This is a genomic window from Rudaeicoccus suwonensis, assembly GCF_007829035.1.
GTDB lineage: Bacteria > Actinomycetota > Actinomycetes > Actinomycetales > Dermatophilaceae > Rudaeicoccus > Rudaeicoccus suwonensis.
The window spans coordinates 518,339-536,056 of sequence record NZ_VIVQ01000002.1; the positions used below are offsets into that span (position 1 = coordinate 518,339).

Below are 17,718 nucleotides of genomic sequence, written 5' to 3' on the forward strand. Positions count from 1 at the left end.
AACCGACCGCCGTCCGCCGGAAGCTGCTGCTCAGTTGTCGCCCGGGGACTCCGTCCGGCTCGGCGTGCTGCTCGGTGGCGCGGAGGGGCTGCTCGGCGACGGGCTGCTCGGCGAGGGTGACGGCGTCACGGTCACCAGCAGATAACCCACCTTGAGTGTCACCGTCGAGTTGACGTTGACCGAGGAACCGGACTGCGGATCCGTGCTCTGCACCACATTGACCTGATTGGGGTCGGTGACAGGAGAGCCCTTCACGATCGTGGCCTTCAGGTGAGCGGCGGCAAGCGCGTTCACCGCGTCAGCACCCTGCATGCCCACCAAGCCGTCCGGCACCTGCACCTTGCCGTTGCTGACGTTGAGGTAGATCGTCGTCGACGGGTTCTGCTCGGTGCCGCCGCCGGGGTTGGTCGAGGTGACCTGGCCCGCGGCATACTGCGTGCCGGAGACATTCTGGTTGCCGAGCTTGTAGTTGTTGAAACCGTTGTTCGACAACTCCTTCTCGGCATCCGCAACCGACTGTCCCGCGACATTCGGGACCTCGACGAGGCCCGATCCGCTCGAGACATTGACCGTGATCAAGGTCGACAACGCGATGCGGTTGCCGCCGCCGGGGTCGGTGTTGATGACCGCGCCCTTGGGGATGGAGCTGTTGGTGACGGTCACGGCCTTCAAGTTGTCGAAGCCGGCATTGCGCAGGTTCTGTATGGCGATGCTCTGGCTCTGACCGTTCACCGTCGGCAGGGTGGCTTCTTTGGTGCGGTTGTTGTTCATCACCAGCGCGCCGATGCCCAGGATCGCGAGCAGCGCCACGATCACCGCGGTCACCCACAGTCCGGTGTGCCGTTGCGGTTTGGTGGATTCGTCGATGTCGCGGGTGAAATCGCGTCGCGGTGGCTCCGGCGTCGGCGCGACCGGCTGCCGGTTGAGCACCGACGTCGCCTCGCCACCTGCCGCGAGAGTGGCCATCGCGGCCTCGCTCAACGGCTGACCTGTGCGAGCCGCCTGCAGATCGGCACGGAAGTCGGCCGCATGCTGATAACGCTCGTCACGCCCCTTGGCCAGTGAGTGCAATGCGACAGCATCCATCGCGCGCGGCACCGACGGTTCGAAGACCGAGGGCGGCTTGGGGGTGTCGGTGATGTGCTGGTAGACCAGCGAGACCGGTTCACCGATGAACGGGGTGCGCCCGGTCATCAGCTCGTAGAACACGCAACCGGCGGAGTAGAGGTCGGATCGCTCGTCGACCGTCTCACCCTGTGCCTGTTCCGGCGACAGGTAACGCGCCGTGCCGACCACGGCCTGCGCGGAGGTCATCGTCGCACCGGTGTCGGCGAGTGCGCGGGCGATGCCGAAGTCCATGACCTTGACGCTGCCGCCCTTGGTCAGCATCACGTTGGCGGGCTTGATGTCGCGGTGCACGATGCCCTTGTCGTGCGAATACTCCAGCGCCGACAGGATGCCCATCGTGATGCGCGCGGCCTCGTCCGGGGAGAGCTTGCCTTCGTCGTTGAGGATCTCGCGCAGCGTCTGGCCGTCGACATACTCCATGACGATGTAGGGGATGTCGACCTTCGCACCGCCGGTCTCGATGAAGGTGTCCTCGCCCGAGTCGTAGACCGCGACGATCGCGTGGTGCGACAACCCTGCGGCCGACTGCGCTTCGCGACGGAAGCGGGTGAGGAACGAGGAGTCACGTGCGAGGTCCGCGCGCAGCATCTTGATGGCGACGGTGCGCCCGAGGCGGGTGTCGTGGCCCAGGTGGACCTCCGCCATACCGCCGCGGCCGATGAGTTCGCCGACCTCGTAACGGCCGCCGAGGATGCGTGGAGTCTCAGAGGTCACGAGCTCGCCTTCGGCGTGTAGGTCTGGATCGATCCGCTGAACGGGCCACTGTCAGGAGCAGTCGGCACCTTGGGTTTCGAGGAGGATGAGGTGAGGGCGACGATCACCACGATCGCGATGACGACCACGAGCGCGCCGATCCCGCCGAACAGCACCATCTTGTTGCGGGCGAGGCCACGACCGCCGCCTGCACCTGAGGTGTCGGCGTTGCGCTGCTGCGCCCGCGACTCGGGAGCGGTCACCTGGTTGTGCCTCGAAAGCGTGCCGGAGCCGGGAGCGACAGACTGGGGACCGCTGCCGGGCGCGACGGATTGCTGACCGCCGGACTGGTGATCTCCACGTCCGGGCAGCCGATGACCACCCGATTGCGGACCCGGCTGCCCACCGGACGGTCCCGGTGGGGCCTGCGGCTGCGGTGCCGGCGGCAGGGAGTGGACGTCGTAACCCATCTGCTCGCTGTCACTGATCGCCTGACGCAACGCCCGGCCGAACTCGAAGGCGGAGTTGGGTCGTTGTGACGGGTCCTTCTCGAGGCCGACGTGCACCACCGCGCGCACGGGCGGAGGGACCGTGGACGGCAACGGCGGGGGCGCGTCGTTGACGTGCTGCAGGGCCAGCGCCACGGCACTGTCGGCGTTGAACGGCCTTCTGCCACCGAGCATTTCGTACGTCACGACCGCCAGGGAGTACACATCGGTGAGAGCCGTGGTCTCCTGCCCCATGGCCGCCTCGGGAGCGAGGTACTGGGCGGTTCCCATCACCTCGCCGGTCTTGGTCATGGCGACAGAACCGACGGCGCGGGCGATGCCGAAATCGGTGAGTTTCACAACACCGTCGGGCGTGACGAGCATGTTGGCTGGCTTGACGTCGCGGTGGATCAGACCTGCGCGGTGGGCCGCGTGCAGTGCGGACGCTGCTTGGTGCATCAGGCCCACCGTGTCGACCGGCGACAGGGCGCGGCGCTCGCTGATGATCTTCGACAACGGCTTCCCCGGCACATATTCCATCACCAGGTAGGCCAGGGCGCCGTCCTCGCCGTAGTCGTAGACCTGCGCGATGTTGCCGTGGGTCAACGCTGCGGACAGGCGAGCCTCGTTCCGGAAGCGCTCGGTGAAGCCCTCTTCGTCGGTCAGGCCTTCCTTCAGCAGTTTGATCGCGACGGTACGACCGAGGATCTCGTCCTTTGCCTGCCACACCTCGCCCATGCCACCGGCCGCGATGCGGTCGGTCAGGACGTACCTGCCACCCAGCTGATCGCCTTGTCTGCTCATCGCTCCACCACCTTCGTCGGCGTCACCACTGTCACTGCTTCACCACTGTCACTGCCGCGCGCTGTCATTGCCCCAACACTGCTTCCATCACCTGCTTGGCAATCGGTGCGGCGATGATCCCGCCGGTTGCGTCCTGACCCACGGTTCCGCCGTTCTCGACGATGACCGCGACCGCGACCTTGGGGTTGGTTGCCGGGGCGAACCCGGTGAACCACACGTCGGCGTTCTCACCGCTGCCGTGCTGCGCGGTGCCGGTCTTGCCTGCCACCTGCACCCCCGGGATCGCCGCATTGGTGCCCGTGCCGCCGGTGACGACGGACTCCATCATCGTGGTGAGCTCGGACGCCACCTGACTGGAGATGGGGTTGCTGAACACCTTCGGAGAGGTGCTCTGGATGACGTCGAGGTTGGTGTCGCGCACCGACGACACCAGGTATGGCGTCATCTCCTTGCCGCCGTTGGCGATCGCCGCGCTGACCATTGCCATCTGCATCGGCGAGGCGCGCACGTCGAACTGTCCGATCGAGGACTGCGCCAGTTGCGGCAGGTTCAGCGTCGCGGGGAACACGCTGGGGGTGACACTCATCGGGATCGACAACGGCTGCCCGAAGCCGAACTTCTGCGCCATGCTGCGCACCGCGTCCTGGCCCAGCGCCATGCCGACCGAGGCGTATGCCGTGTTGCAGCTGATCTGCAGGGCTTTGATGAATGAGACCTTGTCGTCCGGGCCGCACGCATTGTGGAAGTCGTTCGGCAGATAGTTGTCGGTGCCGGGAAGGCGCAACTCCGCGGGCCCGGGCACCAGGGTGCTCGGGGTGTATTTGCCGGAGCTGAGAGCCGCAGCCGACACGATCAGCTTGAAGGTCGAGCCGGGTGGGTACAGGTTGCCGTTGATCGCCCGGTCGACGAGCGGCTGCGCGGGGTCGTTCAGCAACTGCGTGTAGGCGTTCTGCGCGGCTACGAGGTTGTGGCTGGCCAGCGGATTCGGGTCGTATGTCGGGCTGGTCACCAGCGCCAGGATCGCGCCCGTCTGCGGGTCGAGGGCCACCACCGCACCGCGCTGATTGCCCAGCGCCTTGGTCGCCACCTCCTGGGCCTTGGCGTTCAGCGTCAGCTGCACACTCGCGCCCTGCGCGGGCTTGCCGGTCAGCACGTCGATGATGTGCCGGTAGAACAGTTTGTCGGAGTTGCCCGACAGGAAGCTGTCGTACGCCCGCTCGACCCCGCTGGAACCGTAGGTGAACGAGTAGTAACCGGTGGCGGTTGCATACAGCGAGCCCTGCGGGTAGGTGCGCAGCCACTTCAGGTCGTCGTTGGTCGGTTTGGACACCGCGACGGCTGTGCCGCCGACCAGGATCGAGCCGCGTTCCTTGCTGTATGACGCGAGCAGCGTGCGCCGGTTGCCGGGGCGGTCGTCCAGTGACCGCGCCTGGAAGAACTGGATGATCGTGGTCGAGACCAGCAGCGCGCAGAACATCGCTGCGGCGACCAGGCCCAATCGGCGGATGGGTACGTTCATCGGGACCACCTCGTGGCGTCGGCGCAGCGGTGATGGGTCGTGGCGGTCATCTCACCTTCACCACCTGGGTGTCGTCGGAACCCAGCTGCGCGACGCGCTCCTCGACCTCGGGTCGCCGCGCTTGGTCACTGATCCGCAACAGCAACGCGACGATCACCCAGTTCGCGAGCAGCGACGATCCTCCGGCGGACAGGAACGGCGACGTCAAGCCCGTCAACGGTATGACGCGGGTGACTCCGCCGACGATCACGAAGACCTGCAGCGCCATCGAGAACGCCAGCCCGCTCGCCAGCAGCTTGCCGAATCCGTCGCGGCAGGCGATGGCCGTCCGGAGCCCGCGTTCGACGATGAGCGCGTACATCACCAGGATCGCGAACAGCCCGATGAGCCCGAGTTCCTCACCGAACGAGGGGATGATGAAGTCGGAGTTGGCGTAATAGGTCAGCTCGGGGTGACCTTGCCCGAGGCCGGTGCCGAAGATGCCGCCGGCACCCATGCCCATCAGGCCCTTGGCGATCTGGTCGGACATGTTCGGGTTGAACGGGTTCAGCCAGAGTTCGACCCGCTCGCGGAAGTGCGCGATCAACAGGTATGCCGTGTAGCTGCCGGCCAGGAACAGCCCCAGGCCGATGATGATCCAGGAGCGGCGCTCGGTTGCGACATACAGCATCCCGACGAACAACCCGAAGAACAGCAGCGAGGTCCCGAGGTCGGACTCGAACACCAGCACCCCCAGCGACGCCAGCCAGGCGATGATGATCGGGCCGAGATCGCGAGCGCGCGGCAAGGGCAGTCCGAGGAACCGGCGGCCGACCAGCGAGAGCGCGTCGCGCGTCTGCACGAGGTAGCTGGCGAAGAAGATGGTGAGCAGGATCTTCACGATCTCGCTGGGCTGGAAGGAGAACCCGCCCAGGCCGATCCAGACGCGAGAGCCGTTGATGTTGCGGCCGATCACCGGCAACAGCGGGGTCAGCAGGAGCACGACACCAGCGGCACCGAAGGTGAAGGTGTACCGGCGCAGGCGGCGGTGGTCGGGCACCAGGAACAGCATCCCGATCGCGGCGGCGACACCGACAGCGGTCCACATCAGCTGCTTCGGCCCGGCGTGCGGGTCGCCGGGCGCCAAGTCGATGCGGTGCACCATCACCAGGCCGAGGCCGTTGAGCAGGGTCACGATCGGCAACAGCACCGGATCGGCATACGGCGCCTTCCAGCGCAACACCAGGTGGAAGATCAGCGCGACCACCGCGAACCCGCCACCCAGCGTCGCCAGGTCGACAGGAACGGTGTCGTTGATCGCCAGACCCACGTTCGTGTAGGCCAGCAGCACGATCACGAGTGCACCCACCAGCAGGACCAGTTCGGTTCCGCGGCGGGTCTTGGGCGCGACGGTGCTGACGACGCTCACTCAGCAGCCGCTTCCGTCGGAGATCGAGGTCTGGCAGTCGACCATGTCGGAGCGCAGGTTGTCGATGATGCGCAGTGCGCCCGCGCGATTGTCGGCGGTCATGCTGCGAGAGATCACCCTGGTGCGGTCGTAGCTGGGCAGCTCGTTGACCGAGATGTCGGTGGTGGTGTCGACCGAATGCAGCCGGATCGGGCCGAGATTCTGCGAAATGCCTTGGTAGATGGTCACTTTGCCGTTGTGGTCGGCGATGTAGTACTGCTTTTGAGTTGCGGCATAGCCCAGCCAGGCGGCGGCGACCAGGATCACCACCACGACCAGTGCGAGCAGCCAGCGGCGCAGCTTGCGGAACCTGCCGGTCTCACCTTCCTCGGCCAGTACCGGCTCCTCGGGCTCGGGCTCCGGTTCGGCGACGGCGTTCACCGCGCGACTGAGGGCGGCCGCCTTCTCCGCCGGTGTCTGAGGGGTGGCGATCTCCTGAGTCGGCACCACCGCGTGCGCTGCTGCCGCCCCCACGACCTGCGGAGTGGTCGAGACGGTGTCGGTGGAGTCGACGACATCGGCGACGACGACGGTGACATTGTCGCGCGCGGCCGCCTTGAGCGAGATGGCGATCAACTGGTCGGCCACGTCGGCGGCCGTTGCGCCGCTGGTCACGATGTCTTCGATGGTCGCCCCGGCGACGTAGTCGGACAGGCCGTCCGAGCACAGCAGATAACGGTCGCCGACCTTGGCCTCGCGCAGCGACAGGTCGGGCTCGTCGTCCTCGCGGCCGGTGAGCACCCGCGTGACCAGTGAGCGCTGCGGGTGGTGCTCGGCTTCGGCAGGGGTGATCCGGCCGTCATCGAGCAGCGCCTGCACGAAAGAATGGTCCTTGGTGATCTGGGTGAACACCTCGTCGCGCAGCAGATACGCGCGTGAATCACCGATGCTGGCCATCGCGAGCATGTTGCCGCTGCGCAGGAAGGCGATGAGCGTCGTTCCCATGCCGTCGAGTTCGGGCTCGGCGTTCATCTCCTCACGCAACCGCGTGTTGGCGTCACCGACCGCGGCGCTGAGCTGCTGCAGGGCGTCGTCCGCGCCGTACGACTCGCCGTCGAGGCCGACGAGTTCACCGACGACCGTCGAGCTGGCGATGTCACCGGCGGCGTGACCGCCCATGCCGTCGGCGAGGATCAGCAGGTCGGGCCCGGCGTAACCGGAGTCCTCATTGCGTGTCTTGGAACCCAGCCCGAGGTTGGAGCGGGCTGCGTAGCGCAGGGCGATCGACATACGGTCGGTTACTTCCTGAGTTCGAGCAGGGTCTGGCCGATGCGGATCCGGGTGCCCTCACCGATCGGCAGGCGTTCGCCGACGCGCGTGCCGGCCACGAAGGTGCCGTTGGTGGAACCGAGGTCGTCGATCATCCAACCGTCTCCGTCGCGATAGATGCGGGCGTGCCTGCCACTGGCGAAGTCGTCGGACAGCACAAGGGTGCACTCGGGGTTGCGGCCGATCAGCACGCCGCCGTCGGTGAGCGGGACTGTGCTGCCGCGCATGGAGCCTTCGATGATCGCCAGGTGCGTGGGACCACGACGTATGGCGCGGGGTTGTCGCGCGGGTGGTGCGGATGCACCGGCAGCCGCGCGCCGGTCGGAGTTGCGGGCGACGACGCGGACGCCATACAGGTCGCGACGCAGCACGGACACGACGATGAGGATGAACCCCCAGAGCAGGGCCAGCAGTCCGAAACGGATCGCCGTCAGGGTGAGTTCGCTCAACGGCTGCCGCCTTCGTGGACGATCATGCGGGTGCGACCGACGGTGATCCGGTCGCCGTCGTGCAGGTGGGTGCTGCTGATCGGGTCACCGTTGACGAACGTGCCGTTGGTGGAACCCAGGTCGCGAATGCTCATGATCTGGTGCGGGCCGTCGAGCGTCACGCGAATCTCGCTGTGCCGCCTGGAGATTCCCGGGTCGTCGAGCATCACGTCGGTGTCGTCGTCGCGGCCGATGACGGTGATCGCCCCGAGCAGCGGATAACGCTCGCCGTCGATGTCGAGCCACGGGCGCTGCTTGAGCTTGCGCGGCGCGGCGGGGCTGGGCCGGTAGTCGTCGCGACGTGCTCCCGGGGCTGCGGCGGGTGCCTGGCCGACGGCGGGCACCGAGGCGGTGGGGGCTGCAGGCTGCGCCGGGTATGGCGCCGCCGGTGCCGCGTAGGTCGGTGCCTGCTGCGGAGCGGCAAACCCGGGACCGGCAGGACGTGTCTGCTGCTGTGGTGGTGGCGCGGGGCGCTCGGCGGGAGCCGCGTCATACGTCGGCTGAACCTGGCGGGCGGTCGAGGGGCGCAACACGAAGACGCCGGTCTCGAGTGAGTCGTCCTCGACGAAGTGCACGCTGATCGGACCGCCCGGCGAGTAGCGCTGACTCTCGGCGTGCTCGGCGGCGCTCGCGATCAACTCGTCGGCCAGGTCGGCCTCGTGCTCGGTGAGCGCGTCGAAGTCGGTCGGGCTCAACTCGATCGTGAACAGGTTGGGCACCGTGAGGCGTTTGCCTTTGCCGGTGGAGGCGGCGCGGTCGTCCATGGCGCGGCGGATCTGGCTGGCGATCTCGACCGGCTGGACCTTCGAGCGGAACGCCTTGGCGAAGGCACCGTTGACACCACGTTCGAGGCGGCGTTCCAGTTTGTCGAAGAGTCCCACGATCGGCCGTCCTCCTTGTCTACTGGTCCACTGGCTGGTGTGGTGCACGGTGTCTGCTCTGGCGGCGGCCTGTTGTTCGGGCGGCTCGGCGCACACGGGTGCGCCCGGTCATGGTAACTGGGGCGGTGCCGACCTTTCGGCATACGCGCTGTTGACGGGCTGGATGACCGATCGGTTCCATGCGGCGGATCGGGCGCGTGATGGGCGTTGCGCGACAGAGGGGCCTCAGTTTGGTGAAACCGGCGTGGACAGGGCACACTGGTCCGGCACTCGCGCGAGTGGCGGAACGGCAGACGCGCTGGCTTCAGGTGCCAGTGTCCGAAAGGGCGTGGGGGTTCAAATCCCCCCTCGCGCACAACAGCCCCAGGTCTTGGACCTGGGGCTTTTTGTATGCCGAACAGTCGATGCACCGACCTGTATGACGGCCGCGCTCGCAGTTCTACTGCGATGTCAAGCGGTGATCGCCGGTGCGAGGACAGCGTCGACCCATTCGGTGAACGTGGTGCCGCCACCCGTGCCGTCCGCGGGCGGATACACCCCATCAGCCTGCGCCTCGGCCATCTCCACCATCGCCTGAGCCATCGCCTGACTCGCACCGAAGGATGCGAGTTGATCGCGGTAGTCGGCCATCGACGTCTGCCGATAGGAGACGGGCCCGTGCACCGCGTCCGAGATGATCTGCGCAAGCTCGGCGGGAGTGTGGTCCTGCGGCGCCCGAACGAGAACTCCGGCGTCGCCGGTCCACGACCGGTCAGCGAGAAGTCCGGCAGCGACGCGTGCGATGTCGGCGGTCGCGACCGTTGCAAACGGTGCGCCCGGTTCGGCCGGGAGTTCAAGGATGCCGTGGTCACGGATCGACTGCGTCTGATGCAGCAGGTTCTCCATGAAGAACGGCGGCTGCAGCGACCGATATGCGGCACCACTGCTTTCGAGCACCGAATCCATCCGCCAGGCGGACCCCAACAGTCCGCTCGGGCCGGTGTAGCCCCTGCCGAGCGATGACACCGCAACGACTCGGTCGACGCCGTGTTTCTGGACGGCTGCGGCGATCGGCTGGGCGAATGCCAGGTAATGGTCGGTCGCGTCGGGAGCGCGGAAATTCGGCGGGATCAGGACGAACAGTGCGTCCGCACCGACCAGCGCGGTGTCGAGCACCGTTGAGTCAGCATGGCTTCCAGCGATCGCGTCGGCGTTGTCGCGCACGGAGTCCGGCGGACGGGACGGATCGCGAGCGATGAGGCGCATGGGTCACCCGCTCGGTCACACAGCACGATTGCGTATGGCAGACATCGAGTCGCAGCACCGACAGTCGGGCCCGGGCGCGCACGTCTATGTGCCCGAGGGGGAACAACGGCCTCGGTTCTCCGATGTCGCGCAGATGCTGCGGCAGGTCGAGCTCGGACGGATGCTCACGTTGTTTCCGGCCTCACTCGCGGGCCGCTATGTGCGACCGGAACTGATGTGGCGGCCGGTTGAGGACGCACCCGATGCGGCTTTCGTGGTCGCGTGGGCAAGAGACTCGAGATCAATGGCGGTCGCAGCCTTTGTGCGCGCAGCGACCACGGTCGCCGGCCGGCGGCTCGGCGCCGACTGCGCGCGAATGATGCGCGACGCAGAGACAGCAACGCGGCCGGCGGCCGCACGACCTCGGGGCGTGATGCCCGAGTCGCCGGCGCCGACCGCGTCGATAACCTGACAAATTTGAGTAGATCTTGGCAATACCCAAAATTTACTGTTCAGTATTTAGATAGTGCGGATTTCTACTTAACCGGAAGAACGCTCTGCAAGTCGTTCTTGAGTTCGTCGGAGACATTCGAGTCGCCGATGGTCTGCTTGCGCACCGCACGCTGGAACATGCCGTCGATCTGGGCGTCCATGATCCATGCCGGGATGCTCTCGTCCGCGCCGAGCTCCGCCAGCCGCGCGTGCATGCGTGCCAGGGCGTCTTCCCACGGCTTCTGCAGCATCTCCGAGTGCTCGCGCAGCTCCTCGTCGAACAGGCTCTGGTTGCGCAGGTCGTAGCGGATGCGGTGCAGGTTGGCGCTTTCGGCCAGGCTGGCGCACAGTGCGTCGGTCAGTGCGGCGGTGACGCCCGCGACGTCAGAGGCAGCCTCGATGGCGCCACCGGCGTCGATCTGAGTGCCCTGGCGTGCGATTTCGACGCACTCGGCCACAAGCTCGTCCTTGCTGGCGAAGTAGTAATGCACCATGCCATGGGAGAACCGGGTGCGCTTGGCGACGTTGCGCACCGAGACGTGCGCGTAGCCGTGCTCGCTCCAGGTTTCGACCGCAGCAACCGCCAGGTCGTGGCGTCGGTGTTCCTGGTCGGTGCTGACACGGCGTCGGCCGGACAGTCCTTGTTCGGTGGGAGGTGCGTATGGGGTCGTCACACTCATGTTGTCAATCCTCGCGTGTCTGTTGTCGAGAACGGATGGGATTCTCGATGTGGATCGTCGGCAGGCCGGAGTCGGCACTGTTCGTGCGTCGTCCGGTCGACCTCCCTGGCCCGCGTGCCAGTTCACGGTGGCGTACGGGTCAGGGTTACTCAGATAGGGTGGGGGCTCTCGACGGTTTCTGTTGGCCGAGTGTCCTGCCTCATCTGAAAAGAACATTAACCGGTATAGCTTCGAATTGTCCAGTCACTTGTCAACTAATTACCTAACGCGCATAGACGCCCGCTCTGGTCGGACGACTTAGCCGCATGCCTAAATCGACACGGACACGATCGGGAGCGCTCAATCTCGCGGCTCTGACGGTTCTCGGAGTCATCGGGGAGGGTCCGACACACGGGTTTGCGATCGTCGGGCTCTGTGGTGCTGACGGGCAACTCGGGCACGTCTGGCGCTTCTCGCCCGCAGTGGTCTACCGCGAGTTGGCGCACCTGGTCGACGTGGGCCTGGTCCATGAAGACGGTGTGGACACCGATGGACCTGGCCCGGCGAGAACCATCGTCGTCATCACCCCTGAGGGCGAGAAGGTGCGAAGCGAATGGCTGGCTCGGCCGGTACAAAGAGCGCGGGACGTGCGTTCGGAGTTTTTACTCAAACTTGCACTATTGGATAGGTCGAATATCGACTCCGGCGCTCTGCTCGCTGTACAGCGAGAGGTAATGGCGCAACGATCCGCGTCGCTACGTGATGAGATCGCCGCAGCCGCGCCCGGCTTCGAGCGCACCCTGCTGCTGTGGCGGTTGACCTCGACGCAGGCCGTCGTGGATTTTCTGTCCACCGTTGGTGCTCAGCGGGCCGGCCAGGATCCGCGGTGATGAGCCACTAGTCACTTTGAGAGTAGCTGCTGCTAGTTTGCTCTCCGTGACTCTCTTCACTCGCCGCGCGGCGCTGACCACCACTCTCTTCGCTGCGGGCACCGGGCTGCTCGCAGCGTGCGGATCGTCGGGCAGCTCCGGCAAGACGGGCGCTTCGTCGTCATCGACCGCGTCAGGAAGCCCGAGCGGTGCCATGACCGGCTCCGGGACAGTCAACGTCCTGTATGCCGGATCCCTCGTCGATCTGATGGAAAAACAGATCGGTCCGGCGTTCAAGACGAAGACCGGATACACCTTCACCGGTTTCAGCGCCGGATCCACCGCTCTCGCCGCCCAGATCAAGGGCAAGGTCCGCAAGGGCGATGTCTTCGTCTCCGCCAGCCCTGACGCCGACACGCTGCTCATGGGCTCGGCCAACGGCGACTGGGTGAGCTGGTACCTCACCTTCGCGACGGCGCCGCTGGTGCTCGGCTACAGCACCAAGAGCACGTTCGCCGAAGACATCAGGACCAAGCCCTGGTACGACGTGATCACGATGTCCGGCTTCCGCGTCGGCACCACCGACCCCAAGACCGACCCGAAGGGAAAGCTCGTGGTCAAGGCGCTGACCGACGCCGGCAAGGAGCACCCCGCACTGCTGAAGATCATCAAGGACACCAGCACGATCTTCCCCGAGGAGACCCTCGTCGGTGACCTTCAGTCGGGTCAGCTGGACGCCGGATTCTTCTACTCCAGCGAGGCGAAGGCCGCCAACATTCCCACGGTGCCGCTGACCGGTCAGGACCTCAAGGCGAGTTACACCGTCTCGGTGCTCAAGGGCGCGCCCAACGAGTCCGGCGCCGAGGCCTTCGTGCAGTACCTCCTCGGCTCCGAAGGTCAGGCGGTGCTGACCTCGGACGGTTTCAGTCTCGTCACGCCGCCCAAGACGACCGGGACCGGTGTGCCCTCGTCGATCGCCGGGCTACTGTCCGGGGCGTGACCCTCGTTCGTGCCGTTGCCGGCAGCAATCGTGCATCCGGCACGGCACGTCGTTCCCCGCTCGCCTGGCTCGGCGCGCTGCTCGTCATCTATCTGGGCGTGCCGATCGTCGCTTTCCTGCTACGACTCGCCGGATCGCACGATCGCGGTTTCGGTGAGTCAGGACTGTGGGCCGCGGCACGCACCTCGGCTGTCGCGGCCACCGTCTCGATGGCGATCGTGGTCGTGCTGGGCGTGCCGCTCGCCCACTGGCTGGCGCGGTCACGCACCCCGCTGACCCGGGTGGTCGGCGTTCTGGTGCAACTCCCGCTGGCGCTTCCGCCGGTGATGAGCGGCATCGTGCTGATCTATCTCGTCGGTCCCTACACCTGGCTGGGTTCGTTGACCGGTGGCCGGCTGACCGAGTCCACCGCCGGAGTGGTCATCGCCCAGACGTTCGTGGCCGCACCTTTTCTGGTCATCTCGGCCCGGTCGGCCTTCGAGTCCATCGACCCCGCCTTGGACGATCTGGCTGCCACACTCGGCCACCGACCGCTCGCGCGATTCTGGCGGGTCGATCTGCGGGTGGCCGCACGCGGCATACGGGCCGGTGCGTTGATGACCTGGCTGCGGGCGCTCGGTGAGTATGGCGCGACGGTTCTGCTGGCGTACCACCCCTACACGCTGCCGGTGTTCACGTACGTGCAGTTCAGCTCATCTGGAATTCCCACCACGCAAGCGCCGACCGCGCTGGCGCTTGGAGCAGCCGCAATCCTGTTGCTGATGGCCGGTTTTCGGCTACCGGCTCGCCTTCGTCGGCGACCCGCCGTCGTCACGTTGCCGCCGGCTCATCATCCCGCGGAGTCACAACCGGAGCCGGTCGGCTTCACGGTCGACGCGCGAGTCGGGGAGTTTCACCTGCAGGCGACGCACCACGCCGACAGCCACCGCATTGCCGTGCTGGGTGCCTCGGGCGCCGGCAAGTCGCTTCTGCTGCGCTCGCTGGCCGGATTGCTCGGGCCAGGCGTCGGGACCGTCACGTATGGCGATACCGACGTTTCCGCAGTGCCGGTCGAGCGGCGCCGACTCGGATATGTGCCGCAGAACCACGGCCTGTTTCCAGGCCGAACAGCCTGGCAGCAAACGACGTTCGGCATACATGCCGACCCAGGAGCGGCCTCGTGGTGGCTCGACACGCTCGGCATCGCCGGTCTTGTGGATCGTCGTCCAGAGCAACTCTCGGGCGGGCAGCGGCAACGAGTGAGCCTGGCCGCCGCGCTCGCCGGACAGCCGCGACTGGTGTTGCTCGACGAACCCTTCTCGGCGTTGGACACTCCGGTGCGCCAGGAGTTGGCGGCCGAGTTGCGCAGGCTGCAACGCGAGAGCGGCTTGTCGACCGTGCTGGTCACGCACGACCCGCAGGAAGCAGCACTGCTGGCCGATGAGCTCCTGGTGCTGGCGGATGGGCGCATCGTCCAATCCGGCTCTGTCGCTGAGGTTTTCGGCGCGCCGGCCACACCGCAGGTCGCTCGCCTGCTCGGCATCGCCAATGTGCTGCCCGCGCAGGTGACCGATGGCGGCATCGACGCCGGCGGGGTGAACATCACGGTGAGTGGCGCGCTCCCTGCTGCCGGCGAGGCGATGTGGTGCGTGCGGCCGGAGGATGTCCGTTTCGCCACCGACGGTGCGTATCCCGTGCGGGTGCACGACATTGCAGATGTCGGCTCGCATCTGGCCGTCGACGTGGCGCTGGGATCGCTGCGACTTCGCGCGAATGTGGCGCGCGCAAGTGCTTGCGACATACCGGACGTCGGTCGTGACGGCCGGGTCGAGATCGATCCCGCGGCGGTGACCGTGTGGTGTCAGGAGCCTGCCGTCGGTCATTGACCGATGCCATGCCGTCGGCCGATGACGCACAGCCGGCTCACAACTGGGGCCAGCGCGAGGCATGGGCGGGGTTCATAGCGTGATCGTCGTTCCCGATCGGAAGGACCGTCATGATGGTGATCCCTGGTCTGGCGCTGGCGTTCACGCTGGCGGCCAGCACAGTGACCGCTCCGGTGACCTCATCTGCGCCTGCGGGCGTGCCCGTCTCAGTCCACACCTCCGGCAATGCGACCGTCGGAGCGTTGTTCACCAGCGGCAACGCGGGCGGAAAACACAGTTGCACCGCCTCCGTGGTCGCATCCTCGACACAGAATCTGATCGTCACGGCCGCGCACTGTGTCAGCGGCACCGGCGCCGGGATGACGTTCTCCCCCGGTTACGACAACGGTGACTCCCCGTATGGCGTCTGGCGGGTGACCGCGGCATACGTCTCTTCTGCGTGGAACAACGGCGGTGACACCGACGACGATGTCGCGATCTTGAAGGTCGCGCCGAACACGGTGGACGGGGTGACCGAGCAAGTGCAGCAGGTCGTCGGGTCGAACGCGCTGGTCGGCGCGCCCACGACGGGCACGTCGGTGACGGTGACCGGCTACAACGCCGGTTCCGGCGACCAGGCGATCACCTGCACCACGCCGGTGACTCTCACCGGTGACAGTCCGACGTTCACGTGCGGTGGGTATGTCGGCGGCACCAGCGGCAGCCCGTTCCTCGTCGACGACAACGGCACGTCCGAGGTGTCCGGCGTCATCGGCGGCCTGCACCAGGGCGGCTGCACCGACTGGACGTCATACAGCGCTCCCTTCGGCAACCAGGTGACTGAGTTGGTCCAGCGTGCCGAGAGTGTTGCCGCGGGTGACGTGGTCGCGGGCGCCGGCTCGGACGGTTGCTGACCGGTGGCTGCGGCACGTGCTCGGGTTCCCACCTCGCGGCGCCGACCTGGCCGGTCTTGGATCGCTGAACACGATCATGTACAACGAGGGCATGACAGCAGCAAGAGTCGGGTGGGAGTGTCTGGCGAGACTGGACTACGCGCCGCTGACGGTCAAGCCTGACCCGCATTCCCTGGACGCCTACCGGTCAGAGTGTGAAGTGCCGGGGTATGACGACGCCGTCGGCTTCGACGCTGAGAAGGCCCCGGAGATCCAGCGCAAGCCGGATGAATCACTATGGCGTCGCCGTTATCAGCTGAGCAGCTTTGCCAGGGCCAACGGCCTCACCTACGCGTTCCGGTCGAATCCGAAACGGTGGGCGGGAATGCCCGCCAAGCTTCCGCGCCCCTCCGGCGGCTCCTTCGACGACGTGTCGAAGATCCACGACGTGCTGGAGGCTGTCAGCAACGACGGCCGCGGATTCAGGACAGCTGCCATGGAACTCACTCAATGCAGTGGCGCGGTCACGGGCCGTGACATCACCTTCAGCCACCTCATCGTCGTCGCGGTGCAAACCGGCACATTGTCCGAGCAGGTCTGCCTGAAGCACCGCACGCGCCAGCATCTCGACGCCCCGGATCTGCTTGAGGCGAATTATTCACCAGGCGACCTGTTCGCCGGCTCGAAGACGGTGAAGGACACAGCCGGCCATTACGACCGCGCCCGGCGCGTGCTGACCCCGGAGTTGTCGACGCTGATCTTGCAGGTGGCGCCGGGCTACGACCTGTACATGTCGAGTGACTGGTTGTACCTGATGAAGTCGTACGCCTTCGCCGACGAGCACAAGAAGAACGCCGACCCGGACCTGCTACGCGAACGATTCGAGATCGCGGCGCAGATCGGTGCTCACACCATCCGCAGCGCCTGAATTCGGACGGTCCTGATGCGAAGGCTCACACCCGGCACATTCGCCGGAGCCAACCACGACACGGGTGGCGGCGAGTGCGTGCGTGGTGACAAACCTGGTGATGCGCAGCTGCGAGGTTCGACTCATCGGAGCCGACCATCACACCTCGGGGCCGGACCTGATTGTCGGCCTGATCCTGGGGCCGTGTCCGCGCCCGATCGTCCTGCCTGGCGCACGGGAAGCGTACCGGCGTGAGTCGGCGAGTGCAGCGGATCCGAAGCCGGAATGCGACCTTTCAGCAATGGCAGACGCTGCTGACCAATCGCACCAAGCGGCACCGGGCCGGGCAGTTCGTGGTGCAGGGCGTGCGGCCCATTTCGCTTGCGCTGCAACATGATTGGGACTTCGAGGTGGTGCTGCGCGCCATCGGTGCTCGGCCTTCGCAGTGGGCAGCGGACGTATGGCGGCAGGCTCCCGGCGACCGTGTCGAGATCCCGGCAGAGATGCTCGCCGAGCTCGCCGAGCGTGACCAGGATCAGGAGCCGGAACTCGTGGCGGTCGTGCGGATGCCGGCCGACGACCTCGACCGGCTCGGTGGGTCACCTGCCCTCATCACGGTCTTCGACCGACCCACGCAGCCGGGCAATCTGGGCACCCTCATGCGGTCGATCGATGCCTTCGGCGGGACCGGCCTGGTGGTCACGGGACACGCGGCGGACCCCTACGACCCGCGCGCGGTGCGAGCGAGTACCGGGTCGTTGTTCGCCGTTCCGACCGTGCGCACTCCTTCGAGTCAGGACGTGCTGGACTGGCTTGCTGTTCAACGGGATTCGGGTGTGCCGTTGCAACTGCTGGGCACCGATGAAGGCGGCGAGGAGGATCTGCGCCGCGTCGACCTCACTGGACCTACCGTGCTCGTCATCGGCAACGAGACGCGCGGGCTCAGCCGCGGCTGGCGGGAGGCCTGCGATCGGATCGTGAGCATCCCGATGGTGGGTTCGGCCAGCTCGCTGAACGCCGCGACGGCCGGATCGATCGTGCTGCACGAGGCGGTGCAGCAACGGCGGGCGCCGTAGCTGCGCTCACCGTTCCGGAATCTGCCGTCATCGGTGG

At 66.6% G+C, this 17,718-nt stretch carries 16 protein-coding genes and 1 tRNA gene; 8 read left to right on the forward strand and 9 right to left on the reverse strand.

Annotation, left to right across the window (positions count from 1 at the left end):
* Positions 1–30 precede the first annotated feature (30 nt).
* The 7 genes from pknB to BKA23_RS13660 form a co-directional block, all read right to left on the reverse strand.
* Complete coding sequence (gene pknB, locus BKA23_RS13630; RefSeq protein ID WP_145229341.1) at positions 31–1,842, reverse strand: Stk1 family PASTA domain-containing Ser/Thr kinase; 1,812 nt, start codon at positions 1,840–1,842, stop codon at positions 31–33.
* Positions 1,839–3,113 carry a serine/threonine-protein kinase gene (locus tag BKA23_RS13635; RefSeq protein ID WP_145229343.1) on the reverse strand — a complete coding sequence of 425 codons (1,275 nt, stop codon included), beginning with the start codon at positions 3,111–3,113 and terminating at the stop codon, positions 1,839–1,841. The genes pknB and BKA23_RS13635 overlap by 4 nt, the downstream gene beginning before the upstream one ends.
* A 64-nt stretch (positions 3,114–3,177) precedes the next feature.
* Positions 3,178–4,632 (reverse strand): peptidoglycan D,D-transpeptidase FtsI family protein, encoded by a 1,455-nt coding sequence (locus BKA23_RS13640; RefSeq protein ID WP_145229345.1) that lies wholly within the window; start codon positions 4,630–4,632, stop codon positions 3,178–3,180.
* Positions 4,633–4,678: 46 nt separating this feature from the next.
* Positions 4,679–6,040, reverse strand: a complete 1,362-nt coding sequence (locus BKA23_RS13645; RefSeq protein ID WP_145229347.1) for an FtsW/RodA/SpoVE family cell cycle protein — start codon at positions 6,038–6,040, stop codon at positions 4,679–4,681.
* Positions 6,041–7,309, reverse strand: a complete 1,269-nt coding sequence (locus tag BKA23_RS13650; RefSeq protein WP_145229349.1) for a PP2C family protein-serine/threonine phosphatase — start codon at positions 7,307–7,309, stop codon at positions 6,041–6,043.
* Positions 7,310–7,317: 8 nt separating this feature from the next.
* The gene (locus BKA23_RS13655; protein WP_145229350.1) at positions 7,318–7,797 is read right to left on the reverse strand and encodes an FHA domain-containing protein FhaB/FipA; all 480 of its coding nucleotides are present in this window, start codon (positions 7,795–7,797) and stop codon (positions 7,318–7,320) included.
* Positions 7,794–8,717 carry an FHA domain-containing protein gene (locus BKA23_RS13660; RefSeq protein ID WP_145229352.1) on the reverse strand — a complete coding sequence of 308 codons (924 nt, stop codon included), beginning with the start codon at positions 8,715–8,717 and terminating at the stop codon, positions 7,794–7,796. The genes BKA23_RS13655 and BKA23_RS13660 overlap by 4 nt, the downstream gene beginning before the upstream one ends.
* Before the next feature lie 272 nt (positions 8,718–8,989).
* On the opposite strand from BKA23_RS13660, the gene BKA23_RS13665 reads away from it, so the two are divergent.
* Positions 8,990–9,072 (forward strand) — tRNA-Leu (locus BKA23_RS13665).
* A gap of 95 nt (positions 9,073–9,167) precedes the next feature.
* Here BKA23_RS13665 and BKA23_RS13670 read toward each other — a convergent pair.
* Positions 9,168–9,962: an NAD(P)H-binding protein gene (locus tag BKA23_RS13670; protein ID WP_145229353.1), complete on the reverse strand. Its 795-nt coding sequence runs from the start codon at positions 9,960–9,962 to the stop codon at positions 9,168–9,170.
* 34 nt (positions 9,963–9,996) lie between these two features.
* Here BKA23_RS13670 and BKA23_RS13675 point away from each other — a divergent pair, with 34 nt between their 5' ends.
* A complete protein-coding gene (locus BKA23_RS13675) occupies positions 9,997–10,413 on the forward strand; it encodes a LysR substrate-binding domain-containing protein (RefSeq protein WP_145229355.1) in 417 nt (138 codons plus the stop codon).
* A gap of 64 nt (positions 10,414–10,477) precedes the next feature.
* Here BKA23_RS13675 and BKA23_RS13680 read toward each other — a convergent pair whose 3' ends face one another.
* A complete protein-coding gene (locus BKA23_RS13680) occupies positions 10,478–11,113 on the reverse strand; it encodes a TetR/AcrR family transcriptional regulator (RefSeq protein WP_170226526.1) in 636 nt (211 codons plus the stop codon).
* Positions 11,114–11,418: 305 nt separating this feature from the next.
* On the opposite strand from BKA23_RS13680, the gene BKA23_RS13685 reads away from it, so the two are divergent.
* The 6 genes from BKA23_RS13685 to BKA23_RS13710 all read left to right on the forward strand — a co-directional run bounded on the left by BKA23_RS13685 (position 11,419) and on the right by BKA23_RS13710 (position 17,681).
* Positions 11,419–11,982, forward strand: a complete 564-nt coding sequence (locus BKA23_RS13685) for a PadR family transcriptional regulator (RefSeq protein WP_145229359.1) — start codon at positions 11,419–11,421, stop codon at positions 11,980–11,982.
* Positions 11,983–12,028: 46 nt separating this feature from the next.
* Positions 12,029–12,961, forward strand: coding sequence for an extracellular solute-binding protein (locus BKA23_RS13690; RefSeq protein ID WP_145229362.1), 933 nt, complete (start codon positions 12,029–12,031; stop codon positions 12,959–12,961).
* Positions 12,958–14,826 carry an ABC transporter ATP-binding protein/permease gene (locus tag BKA23_RS13695; RefSeq protein WP_145229364.1) on the forward strand — a complete coding sequence of 623 codons (1,869 nt, stop codon included), beginning with the start codon at positions 12,958–12,960 and terminating at the stop codon, positions 14,824–14,826. Before BKA23_RS13690 ends, BKA23_RS13695 begins: the two co-directional genes overlap by 4 nt.
* A 110-nt stretch (positions 14,827–14,936) precedes the next feature.
* Complete coding sequence (locus tag BKA23_RS13700; RefSeq protein ID WP_145229366.1) at positions 14,937–15,719, forward strand: trypsin-like serine peptidase; 783 nt, start codon at positions 14,937–14,939, stop codon at positions 15,717–15,719.
* Between the two features lie 91 nt (positions 15,720–15,810).
* Positions 15,811–16,626, forward strand: a complete 816-nt coding sequence (locus BKA23_RS13705; protein WP_145229368.1) for a hypothetical protein — start codon at positions 15,811–15,813, stop codon at positions 16,624–16,626.
* 230 nt (positions 16,627–16,856) lie between these two features.
* Positions 16,857–17,681 carry an RNA methyltransferase gene (locus BKA23_RS13710; protein ID WP_211841727.1) on the forward strand — a complete coding sequence of 275 codons (825 nt, stop codon included), beginning with the start codon at positions 16,857–16,859 and terminating at the stop codon, positions 17,679–17,681.
* Positions 17,682–17,718 lie beyond the last annotated feature (37 nt).